The 13,465-nt window shown below is 39.4% G+C and carries 15 protein-coding genes; 6 read left to right on the top strand and 9 right to left on the bottom strand.

Translation table 11 applies throughout. The features are described from left to right. Window positions 1–14 precede the first annotated feature (14 nt). Both IPZ59_RS03170 and IPZ59_RS03165 read left to right on the top strand, forming a co-directional pair. Window positions 15–2,279 carry a TonB-dependent receptor gene (locus tag IPZ59_RS03170; protein ID WP_236138437.1) on the top strand — a complete coding sequence of 755 codons (2,265 nt, stop codon included), beginning with the start codon at window positions 15–17 and terminating at the stop codon, window positions 2,277–2,279. A gap of 8 nt (window positions 2,280–2,287) precedes the next feature. Continuing rightward, the gene (locus tag IPZ59_RS03165; protein WP_236138436.1) at window positions 2,288–3,343 is read left to right on the top strand and encodes an HmuY family protein; all 1,056 of its coding nucleotides are present in this window, start codon (window positions 2,288–2,290) and stop codon (window positions 3,341–3,343) included. A gap of 64 nt (window positions 3,344–3,407) precedes the next feature. On the opposite strand, the gene IPZ59_RS03160 is transcribed toward IPZ59_RS03165, so the two are convergent. Then, entirely contained in the window at window positions 3,408–3,914 is a 507-nt protein-coding gene (locus tag IPZ59_RS03160) for a C40 family peptidase (protein WP_236139762.1), read from the bottom strand. A gap of 81 nt (window positions 3,915–3,995) precedes the next feature. Here IPZ59_RS03160 and IPZ59_RS03155 point away from each other — a divergent pair, with 81 nt between their 5' ends. Together IPZ59_RS03155 and IPZ59_RS03150 are read left to right on the top strand one after the other, a co-directional pair. Further along, complete coding sequence (locus IPZ59_RS03155; RefSeq protein WP_236138435.1) at window positions 3,996–4,955, top strand: tetratricopeptide repeat protein; 960 nt, start codon at window positions 3,996–3,998, stop codon at window positions 4,953–4,955. After that, complete coding sequence (locus IPZ59_RS03150; protein ID WP_236138434.1) at window positions 4,956–5,198, top strand: hypothetical protein; 243 nt, start codon at window positions 4,956–4,958, stop codon at window positions 5,196–5,198. It abuts the gene before it with no gap. Here IPZ59_RS03150 and coaE read toward each other — a convergent pair. From coaE to IPZ59_RS03115, 7 genes are all read right to left on the bottom strand, one after another. Further along, a complete protein-coding gene (gene coaE, locus IPZ59_RS03145) occupies window positions 5,188–5,799 on the bottom strand; it encodes a dephospho-CoA kinase (RefSeq protein ID WP_236138433.1) in 612 nt (203 codons plus the stop codon). The two genes, IPZ59_RS03150 and coaE, sit on opposite strands and share 11 nt — an antisense overlap. Continuing rightward, complete coding sequence (locus IPZ59_RS03140; RefSeq protein WP_236138432.1) at window positions 5,792–6,757, bottom strand: YbbR-like domain-containing protein; 966 nt, start codon at window positions 6,755–6,757, stop codon at window positions 5,792–5,794. Before IPZ59_RS03140 ends, coaE begins: the two co-directional genes overlap by 8 nt. 7 nt (window positions 6,758–6,764) lie before the next feature. Then, on the bottom strand, window positions 6,765–7,079 hold the full coding sequence (gene yajC / locus IPZ59_RS03135) for a preprotein translocase subunit YajC (RefSeq protein WP_236138431.1): 315 nt from the start codon (window positions 7,077–7,079) through the stop codon (window positions 6,765–6,767). Between the two features lie 3 nt (window positions 7,080–7,082). Continuing rightward, a complete protein-coding gene (locus IPZ59_RS03130; protein ID WP_236138430.1) occupies window positions 7,083–7,637 on the bottom strand; it encodes a DUF1573 domain-containing protein in 555 nt (184 codons plus the stop codon). A 14-nt stretch (window positions 7,638–7,651) separates the two neighbouring features. Next, window positions 7,652–7,957, bottom strand: coding sequence for a YtxH domain-containing protein (locus IPZ59_RS03125; protein WP_236138429.1), 306 nt, complete (start codon window positions 7,955–7,957; stop codon window positions 7,652–7,654). Window positions 7,958–7,968: 11 nt separating this feature from the next. Next, on the bottom strand, window positions 7,969–9,153 hold the full coding sequence (gene nusB, locus IPZ59_RS03120) for a transcription antitermination factor NusB (protein ID WP_236138428.1): 1,185 nt from the start codon (window positions 9,151–9,153) through the stop codon (window positions 7,969–7,971). A 133-nt stretch (window positions 9,154–9,286) separates the two neighbouring features. After that, window positions 9,287–10,387 (bottom strand): Glu/Leu/Phe/Val family dehydrogenase, encoded by a 1,101-nt coding sequence (locus tag IPZ59_RS03115; protein WP_236138427.1) that lies wholly within the window; start codon window positions 10,385–10,387, stop codon window positions 9,287–9,289. Between the two features lie 147 nt (window positions 10,388–10,534). Here IPZ59_RS03115 and IPZ59_RS03110 point away from each other — a divergent pair, with 147 nt between their 5' ends. Then, window positions 10,535–12,325 (top strand): ABC transporter ATP-binding protein, encoded by a 1,791-nt coding sequence (locus tag IPZ59_RS03110; protein WP_236138426.1) that lies wholly within the window; start codon window positions 10,535–10,537, stop codon window positions 12,323–12,325. A gap of 116 nt (window positions 12,326–12,441) precedes the next feature. On the opposite strand, the gene IPZ59_RS03105 is transcribed toward IPZ59_RS03110, so the two are convergent. Next, window positions 12,442–13,104 (bottom strand): hypothetical protein, encoded by a 663-nt coding sequence (locus tag IPZ59_RS03105; protein ID WP_236138425.1) that lies wholly within the window; start codon window positions 13,102–13,104, stop codon window positions 12,442–12,444. 19 nt (window positions 13,105–13,123) lie between these two features. On the opposite strand from IPZ59_RS03105, the gene IPZ59_RS03100 reads away from it, so the two are divergent. Further along, window positions 13,124–13,438 (top strand): hypothetical protein, encoded by a 315-nt coding sequence (locus IPZ59_RS03100; protein ID WP_236138424.1) that lies wholly within the window; start codon window positions 13,124–13,126, stop codon window positions 13,436–13,438. The last annotated feature ends 27 nt before the right edge of the window (window positions 13,439–13,465 follow it).

Genomic DNA, 13,465 nt, shown 5'->3' with positions numbered 1-13,465 from the left:
AAAAATTTGAATACATGTATAGAATTAATCTAAATAAAATTAAAGGAACACTTCTTCTAGTGATTTGCCTTGTTGGGGTGGTTATTGCAGATGCTGGCCAACGGATACAAATAGTAGACGAACGAGGCAAAAGTGTTCCTTTTGCAGCGATCATATGGGATGAAGGAAAAGGAGTTGTAGCGGATACTGAGGGCTATTTTTCTTTAGATAAAATTCCATCTGCAAGTAAAATTAAGATAGCTGCTATGGGATACACCCAAGTCGAGCTCCACATAGATGAATTGAAGTCTATGAAAAAAGTGGTGCTTCAGTCATCCCTCAGTGAACTAGGTGAGGTTGTGGTGACGGGAAACTTTGGTCCACAAAGTGCCAAGCAATCTACGTACATGGTGCGTACCATTGATCAGCAGGTTATTCAAAGCAGGGCTGCAATGAATTTGCAAGAAGTGCTCAATACAGAATTGGGAATTCGTTTTAGTCAAGATAATGCCTTAGGAAGCTCCAATCTCGAAATGAATGGGTTATCGGGACAAAATGTAAAGATCCTGATTGATGGAGTACCTATGGTGGGCCGTCAGGGAGTCAACAATGAAATCAATTTGAACCAGATTGATGTCAATATGATTGAACGTATTGAGATTGTAGAGGGCCCCATGTCAGTTATCTATGGAGCAGATGCTCTTGCTGGCGTCATCAATATCATCACCAAAAATGGTCAAGGAGTCAATTCATATTCGATCACTGCACGAATACAGGAAGAAACGGCAGGAAATGAGTATAGCCCCTTCGCTGGTCTAGGAACACACATTCGATCGATTGGAGCTTCTTGGAGGCAAAGCGAGCACCTATCCTTTCGTGGTGGCTTTACTCAAAATAACTTTGGAGGATGGAAAGGTGGTGATGAAGGTAGGCAGCATCGATGGCTTCCCAAAAGTCAAAACCTTGCAAATGCATCTGTAGCTTTTAATAAAGGTGATTTCGAGTTGGATTACAGTGTAGATTTTTTGGATGAAACGATCAATTCACTAGGTCCTGAAAATCGGTTGGAAGTAATTGATACCGATTTTATTACCACCCGTTGGATGCATCGTATCAATGGACGCTGGGAACTAAAACCCACCTTTCAGCTATCTATGCAGGCTGCATATACCGATTTTCGGCGAGAAACTCAGACTTGGGTTACCAATGTCCGGACGAATGAACGCAGTCTTTCCAGGCAACAAGGTGCTCAGGCTATGCTAAACTATGAAGGAATAACATTCCGTCTGTTAGCAAACTGGATGCTTTCACCAACGTTGACACTGATACCTGGTGTCGATATAAATACTGAAAATGGGGTAGGAGATAGAATCAGTGAAAATCGAGGCATACAAGATTATGCAGCATTTCTTACAGGTGAGTGGAAGCCGACAAAGTTTCTTCAAATCAGACCTGGTTTAAGAAAGGCATATAATTCCGCTTACGAAGCTCCTCCGCTGATTCCATCGCTTAATGCAAAAGTAGCTTTAAGTGCCTCTTGGGACTTTAGACTTTCGTATGCCAATGGTTTTCGAGCTCCTTCTATTCGCGAACTTTATTTCAACTTCTTTGATGCGAGTCATAGCATTAGAGGAAATCCGGATTTGGTTGCTGAGACGTCGGATAGTTATAACTTTTCATTCACACATGAAAAGACTTTGCAGCGAAACACTTTCAAATTTGCTTTGAATGGTTTTTATAACGATGTACGAAATAGGATTGGATTCACCATTGACCCGGAAGATCCGCGAATTACTACCATGTTTAACATAGACAGATTTCGGTCTCAAGGCTTGATGGCTAATGCTACTTTGATGGGTGCTCAATGGTCTGTAGATATTGGGACATCCTACATAGGTCGATTTAATCAACTTACGGTTGAACAAGCCTCTTTGCCAAGCATGCTTTATTCTCCTGAAATCAATACCAATCTGACCTATAGACTTCCCGGTCCAAAAACACAATTCAATTTATTTTATAAATGGACTGGACCTTTGCCAGCATTTCAAATGCAACTAGACGGACAGGGCGAATTAAGGCCTATGGAAGTAGAGTTGGCAGGGTTTCATTGGATGGATTTCACTATCAATCAGCCACTCAAAAATGGTTTACGGATCAATGTCGGTGTCAGAAATGCTCTGAATGTTGTGGACATAGAGAGTACTGCTATGGCTGGTTCGGCCCATGGTGGTGGACCTATGAGACCTATGGGTGTGGGTCGCTCTTATTTTCTTGGATTAACTTATCAACTATCAAAATAATTTCTATTATGAAACTTAATCAATTACTAATTGGACTTTTAGTCCTCTCGATGGGGGTTTTTGCTTGTGATTCAGCAGAATCTCCTATTATGGAACCTGATCCTGCCATGGAAGGCTTCATTGAAATCAATGGAGGAGGTGCTAGTTTTCCAAATATGGCATTTATCAATTTGCGAACTGGTGAGCAAACTATTGTACAGCGGCAGCGTTGGGATTTGGCATTTTCAACTGGGTCAGACTTTAGAGTCTTGATCAACGGCAATACAGGGGCGATGGCTTTCCAGACTTCAGCCAATGATTTGAATCAAGTTGGTGATGCACAAGCAGCAGATCTCAGGTCATCTGGAGGTTTGGACATGACCTTTTCCAATATGGAGGCTCTTTTACGGGTAGATAATCCATCGAATCCATTGAATCAACCCATCATTTCTCCGGTAAGTACGATTCAGGCAGACAATAAAGTTTACATTCTTAACAGGGGAAGTATGGGTGCTGAAGAGAGGCCTTGGAAAAAGATTCGTATCCTGCAGCAAAATGGGAGGTATGTCTTGCAGCATGCAGATGTAGATGCGGCTACGTTCAATACGTTGGAAATTCAAAAAAATCCTGATTTTAATTTTGTTTATGTCTCGTTTGAGCAAGGCAAAGTAGACGTGGAGCCAAAGAAGGAGGATTGGGATTTTGTATGGAATGCAGGTACTGCTACCACTCCGTTTCCTCAAGCTGTCAATGGGACTTTAGCATATTTCTTTCAAGATTTGGTCTTCCATAATATTTACGGTGGAGTGACGGCAGTGCAGGTGCTGGAATCTGAAATTGGTTACGACAACTTCAATGAAACCCATTTGCCAGGATTGACTTTAAATGCCGATAATCGGCTGACTATAGGGTCTAATTGGCGAGGTGGGGGAGGCCCAAATATGGCTCCAACCATTAGAAACGATCGTTTTTACATCGTGAAAGATACTCGAGGTAATTTTTATAAGGTCCGGTTTGTATCCCTTACCAGAGATGGAGAGAGAGGTCGCCCGTCCTTTGAATATGCCTTAGTGAAAGCAAGATAATCATTGGGATTTTTTTATTTATGGTGTGTAAGCCCTGTACGTTCCAAATTGGGATGTATGGGGTTTATTTTTTTTCATCCAATACCCGCCTGCCAAATAAAAAGGCTTTGGACCAATACCTATTTTCAAGGTTATCTTCTGTTACCCCCAAACTTGTGGAGGAGTGGATGAATAGGACTCTTCCTCGTTGATTTTCTGTAACGATTCCTGCATGTGTTACTTTATTTTTTCTCCTTCCCGTGGCAAAAAACACTAAATCCCCTTTCTGAAGATTACGGTCATTGACCTTTTTTCCAATTTTGCTTTGGGCTTCTGAGGTTCGGGGTAATTGTACGCCGATACTTGCATAGGAATGGTAAATCAATGCTGAACAGTCTATTCCAGACCGCGTAGTTCCGCCGTAGCGATATGGAGTACCTCTGTAAGATTTGGCAGTATCTACTACTTTATTGACATTTTGTGTATATAATTTTTTGGAAGAGCCACAGGATGTGATCAAAAAAGTAAGTAAAATCGCTGATAACCAATAGAAATTTTTGTTTTTGCGATTTTGTTTGCCAATTAAATTCATTTTCAACTAGAATATTTTTACCTTCAATAATACAGAGGAGTGTTCGCTTCTCAAAGTTTTCTAACGCTAAATCTATAAACTATGATTTCCCGTTTTTTATTGTTGGCCATCCTGTTAATTGCATGTCAGCCTGAATCCAAAAAAGTCAATATGCAATTGGACCATGTATCTATTCCTGATGTGAAAATTTTCCAAGGAATGAGCTTTTTAGGAGACTCGTTAGTTACTCAAGTAGATTCTACTTCTCAAAAATCTCAACTAGAAAAATTGCAACTGGCCGAGCAGGCTTATGAGGACGAACAATCTCTTGGAAATCTTATTTGGATTGGTAGGAGAGAAGCGTATTTAGGCAGGTATGATTTGGCAATTAAGACATTTTCGAAGGCTATCAAAGACTTTCCGGAAGCATATGAACCACTGAGGCATCGTGGGCATCGATACATCAGTATCCGTAAATTGGATGAAGCTATTGTAGATTTTGAAAAGGCAGCGCGATTGATGGAAGGAATACCTATTCAATTAGAGGAAGATGGGCTTCCCAATGCTTTGAATATACCCTTGTCTTCTGTTCAGTTCAATGTTTGGTATCACTTGGGGCTTGCACATTATCTGAAAGCAGATTACGAAAAAGCGTTGCTTGCTTATGAGCAATGCATGCAGGTTTCTGATAATGATGATCTGATAGTGGCAACATTAGATTGGTATTATATGACCTTGGTAAAGCTAAATCGACTGGAGGATGCAAATCAGGCTATTTCAATTGTACATTCGGATATGAATATCATTGAAAATGACGCCTATTATAAGCGCATACAAATGTATCAGGGCAAATTATCCCCAAGTGACTTGATGAGTAGGGATACAGCAGCAGATGATCAAGGCCTTCAATATGTCACACAGGGCTATGGTTTGGGTAACTATTATCTTGCATTAGGAGATACGCTGATGGCGAAAAGTATTTTCCAACAGGTATTGGATACGGGATATTGGTCCGCTTTTGGTTATATTGCGTCAGAAATGGAACTTACAAAGTTGGAATAAATGGAGCAAGAGGAGTTTAAGAAGTTACCCCTTCATATCAAAATACACAAGCTTTATACGGAAGGTACTTTTATTGTTGGAATCCGGTATTATTCCCACAAAGTGAATTTGTATTTGCTGGAAGATCGGTATGTGGAGGTGTTTTACAACCATAAGCTCGACAAAATCGACCATGTTGACTTTTTACCTGAAAAGCATAGTCGAATGAAATTTTACCTAGATCAGATCAATCTCAATTTTTAGTTTCTGATTGTCGAATGATTTTCTCATGGATTTTCAATACCTGTGGAATTAATAATTTATTGTCCGCATTTTTAATAATAAAATCTGCCAAAGCATTCTTTTGTTCATCAGGCAATTGCTTATCAATGATGGCGTGAATTTGCGCTTCGGTTCGATGAGGGTCACGTAACATGATTCTGGTAATGCGGATTATCAAGGGGCTACTGACATTGATGGTCATATCCAGTTCTTTGTAGGAGCCGGTTTCAAAAAGGAGAGCAGCTTCTTTTAAAATGTACGGGCTATGCTGTATGCTAATCCACTGCTCAAAATCCTTTTTTACAGCAGGATGTACCAAGCTATTTATGAGCGCTGTTTTGGCGGGATCATTGAACACCTGATTGGCGAGATAGCTTCGATTCAGGTGGCCTTCGCTCGTATATGATTCTTCCCCAAAGTGTGTGATGATAGCTGATTTTAAGGGTGCATGGCTACTCATCAGCCACTTGGCGCGATCATCAGCAAAATAAACGGGTATACCTAAGATAGAAAAAATCTTTGCAACAGTAGATTTGCCAGAGCCAATCCCACCTGTAATACCTACAGTCATTGGATTATTCATACTTGATCTTTAAGACTTCTGGTTTGATTACAACATTTTCTAAAAAAGATGGATTCGGAGAAATCTGAATGCGGACAGTACTATCATCCCTATTCCTATTGGCATAATTGATGACTGCTTCAAAATCCATTTCTGAAAGTTGCTTTGCTTTCCGCTCATCCACAAGATAAGACATGACTATTGTACCTGGATCTTCTTTTAATGAAGCTGTTTTTGGAAAGTTGGTAAGTTTGGTTTTTAGTCTTTTGTTACCCTCCAGTAATTGAAATACTTCAAAGCGAATGTGCACACTTTCTTCATCTAATTCCAAATACTCCTTAGTACCTGATGGGAGTTCAAGAGGTAAGATTTTGTTATAGTTACCAGAAAGTTTATTTTCATCGACTGTTACCAATAATTCTCCATTTAGTTTTTGTAAAATAGAGGTTGGTCCTTTGACAGAAACGATTGCAGGATCAATTTCGATGGCACTAGCCAATCTGAAATTTTTTGCAAGACTTAAGTTGCTGGTGTCTGCTGCAATTTTTATTTTTCTGGTAACGATTTTATCAATTTTAAATTTCACCGTGTCTGTTACCATCGATATCAGGGAAGTGGGACTGATATTTTCCGCCAAGCTTCTTCTAATATCTGAAGTAAGCAAATAATCTTTAGTAGAGGGGTTGTTGATTTCAATGAGAAAAGGAGTCTCATTAAATTTAAAGTATTTACGGAGTAGGTCCCAACCATTGCCATTGACTTCAATGGTAACCCTAGAAGGAAGTTTATCTACAGCCATGAATTCAGTTTCATCGAATATAATTTCGATGGGATAATCTACCACTGTATTGTAATTATCCTTATTGAGGGCGTTTAAAACCCAAAAGGTGGCAGCTGCTAAAAAGCAAGCAGCTGCCACCTTGAGATTTCTCACTTTTTCGGGAGTGAGTTTTGGAAAGAATCGATTGATTTTTGCCAAGGTTAACTTATTTAGTTCCCGTTAATTTTTTGGAAAAATCAGCAGAAATTGCAGTTTTTTCAACTTTCAATTTCATGCCTTTATCCAATTCGACAATTACGGTTTCTCCCTCTAAAGCATAAACTTTACCATGAATGCCTCCAATGGTGACAACAGTGTCTCCTTTTTTGATGGAGTCGATAAAGTTTTTGGTTTCTTTTTGTTTTTTCTGTTGAGGTCGGATCATGAAGAAATACATGATCAAAATGATGGAACCAAATAAAAATACTTGGCCCATAATATCACTGCCCATCCCTTGGGCAAGTATCCAGTTGAGTGTCATAGATTAATCTCTTTTTACAGGACCAGCAGCTACAGGACTTGCAGATAATTTAGGTGTAACATTTCCTCTCATGCTCAAGCGAGTCACGTTTGGAGTAGTATTGGCTTGAATAGTAACCGTTGGTGCTTGTGCACCTGTTTTGGCAGTGGAATTAAAAACCACTTTTACAAAGCCTTCTTCACCTGGTTTTACAGGAGTTTTACTCCAATCAGGGCTTGTACATCCGCAGGATGCTGTGATATTGGAGATTACCAAAGGTGCCTGACCTTCATTGGTAAATTTGAAGATTTTTTCGATCACTTTGCCTTCATCAATGGTGCCAAAGTTAAAATCTGTTTCTTCAAATTTAAATTGTCCTAAGCTAGAAGGATCTGAAGGGGTATTGCTAACCACATTGGTAGGCGTAGCTACAGGTTGTGCAGCTTCCAATCGCGCTAATCTTTGTTCCAATTCTGCGTTTTTTGCAGCTAGGTCGCTTGCATTTTCAGTTTTGCTATCACAAGCAAATACCATCAAAGCTGCTCCCAGCATCAAAGCAGGGACTTTAAAGTATTTCATAATCGTTAAGGGTTTTAATTTGTTGCTTCTTTATTGATTTGTTCGATCAGTTTATTGACATCACTCAATAAATTCTCGGCTTTATTTTTCGCATCTGTGATCACACGGTTTCCTTCAGATTTAGCTTCATTATGAGGCATATTCTTGCCCTCTTTCAAATCAGCCACGAGTCTCTCCAACTCTTCTTTGTATTTGGAAAGTTGGTAAGAAAGCTTATCTCTTGTGTTTTTTCCAGTATCAGGTGCGAATAAAACGCCTAATGCAGCGCCGATTCCAGCTCCTGCGATAAAGGCTATCCATGCATTTGAATTTTTGCTCATGTTGTCGTTGTCTATTTGTTGTCTAAGAGTCCTCTACCACTTTTACGGATTAAACCCTTATCGGTTAATTCTTTTGACATCACATCCAACAAACCGTTGACAAATTGCTTGCTTTTAGGAGTGCTGTATGTCTTCGAGATATCAATGTACTCGTTGATACTTACTTTTGTTGGGATGCTTGGGAAGTTTTGCATCTCTGTCAAGGCCATTGATAAAATGATTTTATCAGTTTGGGCTATTCGTTCAATATCCCAGTTTTCTGTCTTCTTAGCGATCAATTTTCTGTTTTGATCGTCATTTTGGATGGTTAAGTTAAAGATATTTTGGAAGAATTCCTTATCTTCCTCCCAGTTCAAGGCGATTTCAGGGAGTACTTCCCCTGTTTCATCCAAGTGAGATTTAACATTTTTAAGCACTTTAGATGCCAAACTCCTAACAATGGATTTATTTTCTGTCCAATTCATATCTTTTTCCGAAAAGAAATTGAGAATCACTTCATTTTGGAAAATGACCTTTTTTAGAATGGTGTCGGCAATTTCGAAATCCTCATCTGCTGAAGGCGTAGAAAGGGCAATGTAAGCTTGGTATTCTTCCAATGGCTTGACATAATCTCTAAACCATTCTTTAATTTCGAGCTCTAATTCTTCCAAATCCACTTGGTTTCTCGTGCAGGCAGCATCAAATTCTTTAGAATGACGGATTTTATCCAGCAATACATTCTTTGCCATGTTCATTTCCCCAAGCGTAACGGAAACCTTATCTCCGCTGAATTTCTTTTTACGGGCCGTCTCTCCAGCTACATGATCGCTAAAGGCCAAGAGTAATTTTATTGCATACAAATACAATTGGGGTAATCGCTCAGCCGAAGAAACCATGTTTTTGATCAAAAACTCGTAATCTTTGGTATTGGATTGTCTGAAAAAATTTAAAGCATCTTTGACAGCATTGATGATTTTAGGTTGGCTAAAGTCTTTGGTGTCCAAAATGTCGTTATTCAGGTTGGATACAAACAGGTCAGTGGCTATTGCAGCTTCTTTTTTTAGGAGATTTTTATCCTGCACTTCCATGCTGTTTAAGTCCGGTTGAAAAGCATCTTTGATGCGATCCTTGGCAAGGTTGAAATTGGAGGACTTGCACTGATCATAGGCATAAAGGTTTTGAAAAGCCTTTACCCGGAGAATTCTTCTGTTTAACATACCTGATTTTAAAGAACGTAAATATACTCAATTTGTAGGAAGCAAAGGATATCAGCCTTTAATTCCCCCTGTTTATCATGAAAAAAACCGCTCACAAGAGGCTTGAGTTCCCTTGCGAGCGATTTTTAATGGATTAGTAAGATAATTTAACTTTACCTACTGCTTCTATTCTGTTCCAAGCCATTTCGATAGCCGCTTGTTGCGAAGGAATGCGATCTGCTTCCGATTTGTTTAAAATAGCGAGACAGGTGTCGTAAATTTTTTCAGCTTGACCGTATGCTGTTTCACGCTTATAACCACCTTGGAATTCAGTGTATACGTTGATCAAACCACCCGCATTGATTAAGAAGTCAGGAGCAAAGATAATGCCTTTTTCTAACAGTAATTGGCCATGCTTTTCTTCGTCCAACAACTGATTGTTAGCTCCACCGGCAATTACTTGACACTTCAATCGGGAAATGGTATTGTCATTAACAGTAGCACCCAAGGCACATGGAGCATAAATGTCCATATCTATATCATAGATCATTGCAGGATCTACTACGGTAGCACCGGTATCTGCAGCAACTGCTTTTAATCTATCTTCGAAGATATCGGTGATATATACAATGGCACCTTCCTGTACCAAATGGTTGACTAAAAATTTACCTACCTGGCCAATCCCCTGTACGGCCACCTTTTTTCCCTCCAAAGAATCAGTTCCGTAGGCTTTTTTAGCTGCAGCTTTCATTCCCAGGTAAGTTCCATAAGCAGTCACAGGAGAAGGATCTCCTCCACCACCTTTGTATTCAGGAAGTCCAGTTACATGCTTGGTCTCCATGCGGATAAATTCCATGTCACTGGTCTTGGTGTTGACATCTTCCGCAGTGATGTATTTTCCATTCAGACTTTCTACAAATCTACCGAACCTTCTCATGAAGGCTTCATTTTTTAATTTTGGATCTCCAATAATTACTGCCTTACCACCACCAAGATTCAATCCTGAAATGGCAGCCTTGAAAGTCATACCTCTGGATAATCTCAATACGTCGGTAATGGCTTCTGCCTCACTGGCATAGTTCCACATACGTGTCCCTCCCAAAGCAGGGCCAAGAACAGTGTTGTGAATACCTATAAGTGCTTTCAAGCCAGTTGGCTCATCATAGCAAATGACCAACTGCTCATGGCCTAGAGAGGTTATTTGTCCATATATGGAACCTTCTCTCACTTTTTCCTCGGTTTTAGTCTCTACCATTTGAACTAGGAATTTTTAAATGCGTTATATTTGGGATTGCTGATTGGTAAAATTGCCCGCACAAAATTATATATTTTCTACAGGCTTTACTAATGCAATTAATAGAGTATTCTAAAACTAATCAAGTGATTTTAAAGTTTTTCTTTCGTGAAACCACTCTGGCGCCTCAATAAATATTTATACAAGTATAAGGGATATCTCCTTTTGGGAATCTTATTTACTATCATTTCCAATGTTTTTGTTATTATTCCGGCGCAGTTGGTCAGGATTGCCATAGATTATGTGGTAGAGAGCTTTACCTTTTATAGGGTAATTGATGGACTAGAATTGTCAGGACCTGCAAGGTCAGCTTACTTACATTACATACTTATTTTCGGAGTTTTGATACTCGTTATGGCATTGTTGAGGGGATTTTTTCTCTTTTTGATCCGCCAAACAATTATTATCATGTCTCGATTGATCGAATATGACATGAAAAATGAAATTTTCAATCACTACCAACAATTACCACTGAGTTTTTACAGACGAAACAGCACGGGTGATTTGATGGCTCGCATCACTGAAGATGTCAGCAGGGTACGCATGTACTTGGGACCTGCAATCATGTATGGATTGAATCTCTTGATCTTATTCCCAATGGTCATTGGATACATGCTTTCCGTGAATGTTGAATTGACAATTTATTCGCTGCTTCCGTTACCGATCCTTTCTGTGAGTATTTATTTTGTCAACAACCTCATCAACGAACGCTCTGAAAAAATTCAGCGTAGTCTATCCAGCCTCAGTACTTTTGTTCAGGAAGCTTTTTCAGGAATACGAGTATTGAAAGCGTTTGTGCGGGAAGAAGACTCTTCTAATGATTTCACCAAAGCAAGTGTAGATTACAAAGATAAATCTATACGCCTAACGATCGTGCAGGCATTGTTTTATCCAGTAATCTTAGCATTGATTGGAATAAGTACTATCCTTACCGTTTACATTGGAGGCATGCAGGTGATTGAAGGGACAATTGGGTATGGAGTCATTGCGGAGTTTATTTTGTACGTCAATATGCTGACGTGGCCTGTGACCTCCTTGGGTTGGGTAACTAGCATTGTCCAACGAGCAGCAGCTTCGCAGACAAGAATTAATGAGTTTTTGGATGAAACAAATGATATTCAAAGTGTAGAAAGTCTGACAGTGCCGATTACGGGAAACATTTCTTTTGAAAATGTGTCTTTTACCTATCCCAATTCAGGCATTCAGGCACTAAAAAATGTTTCATTTACTATTAATTCAGGGCAGTCACTTGCCATCATCGGTACTACCGGGTCCGGAAAATCCACGATTGCATACTTGCTGATGCGTATGTACGATGTAAGTGAAGGTAGTATTCGTATAGATGACCGCCCAATTGAGCAATATCAATTAGCATCCTTAAGAAAACAAATAGGTTTTGTGCCACAGGATGTATTTTTATTCAGTGATTCGATTAGTAGCAACATTGCCTTTGGAATGGATGAAGTAACTTTGCCCATAGTGGAGCAAGCGGCCAAAGATGCAGATGTGTACAATAATATCATCGATTTTCCCAATGGATTTGACACCAAATTGGGAGAAAGGGGAATTACACTTTCTGGAGGTCAAAAACAGCGTGTTTCTATAGCTCGTGCCATCGCCAAAGAGCCAAGTATCTTATTGCTGGATGATTGCTTATCCGCCGTAGATACAAAAACTGAGAACTCCATCCTATCTGCAATGAAGCGGATCATGAAGCAACGTACTTCCATTATTATTTCCCATAGGGTATCTTCAGCCAAGCTGGCAGATAAGATAATCGTATTAGATGATGGCCAAATGGTGGAGCAGGGAACACACGATGCACTTCTTGAGCTCAAAGGTGTGTATGCAGATCTCTTTGAAAAGCAAACACAGCAGCCAGAGACTATAGAAGATTGATTGTGGAGTAGTAAAAGCTAGTAGGTTTAGTTCGATATAAATGCTTTACATGCAGTTGACTTGCCTAAAAACCTGCCAGGTTTTCCTGTGGTTACAAGATATTTAAGTGCTGATTTTCATTCCCTTGCTTTTGCAAAAAGGTCAAAGCCGATTTTCTTTGGACTTCCCATACTAGAAGTATGTTCAACTTTCTGGTGATAACTAATCATCATGATGTCCTGAAAAGCGGGTGTCAGCAAATCATTTTCCAAGGCTGACATCAACAGTTGCTCAATTAGGCTACGCTTTTTCTCTTCTGTGACAGGATTGTCTTTCAATTCCGGAAAATTGAATACGATCTTTCGTTCACCCTCAAAAAAGAATTTTTGTTCTTTATTTAGAAGCAATCTTCCAATTAAATACCCTGCATCATCCAATCGATTGTAGACAATCGTATCGCTCAAAAAATTATAAATCAAAATCTGGCCAAAGTATTTTAGTTCTTCATCACTTCGCAGGTACTTGGATTTGCTTAAATAAGAGTCGTCAGATAGCCTGCTGATATTGCTTTGAAGGATAAAAACAAGTGTATCTCCTCCGATTTGAAATAAAAACTCATGATCGTTGATACGTTTGACCCCGATGCGTAATTCACCCAAATCTGGAGCATTGGCTCTTAGTTCTTCGGAAATTTCTTGGGCTACCCGTTCCAAATCGAGGAACAAATTTCTCGTACTGCTATACAATTCATACTTCAATTTACTGGTAGTTTCAAGCTTACTTAGTATCTTGTTAATCATTTGGATAAGGTCAAGGAATATGGAACAAAGAAAAACAGGCTTTGAGGAAGTGGAGACACTGCTCAAAGATATTTGTACTAAAATAGAAGAATTAATTGAAAAAGGTACAGAAGTAGGCGGAGAAGCCAAAGAAGAAATAGAGAAGAAGATCTCAGAGTTGCGGGAGAAGAAAACAACCTTGGAGGCGGAGTTTGAAAAAGGTAAAGAAAAGCTGGAGAAGCTCTATCAGGAAAAAAAGACGGAATACGAACCTCAAATCAACGAGTCTTCTGAGCATTTTAAGGAAGGGATCAAACATATTTTAGAAGGAATCAAGACCCTTTTAGGAAAGTAAGGCAAAAATCTTCTACTTCCTGCCTAT

It is taken from the genome of Mongoliitalea daihaiensis (assembly GCF_021596945.1).
GTDB lineage: Bacteria > Bacteroidota > Bacteroidia > Cytophagales > Cyclobacteriaceae > Mongoliitalea > Mongoliitalea daihaiensis.
Note: the sequence above shows the minus strand (reverse complement) of the source record. Positions and strands in the feature narration are given on the sequence as shown.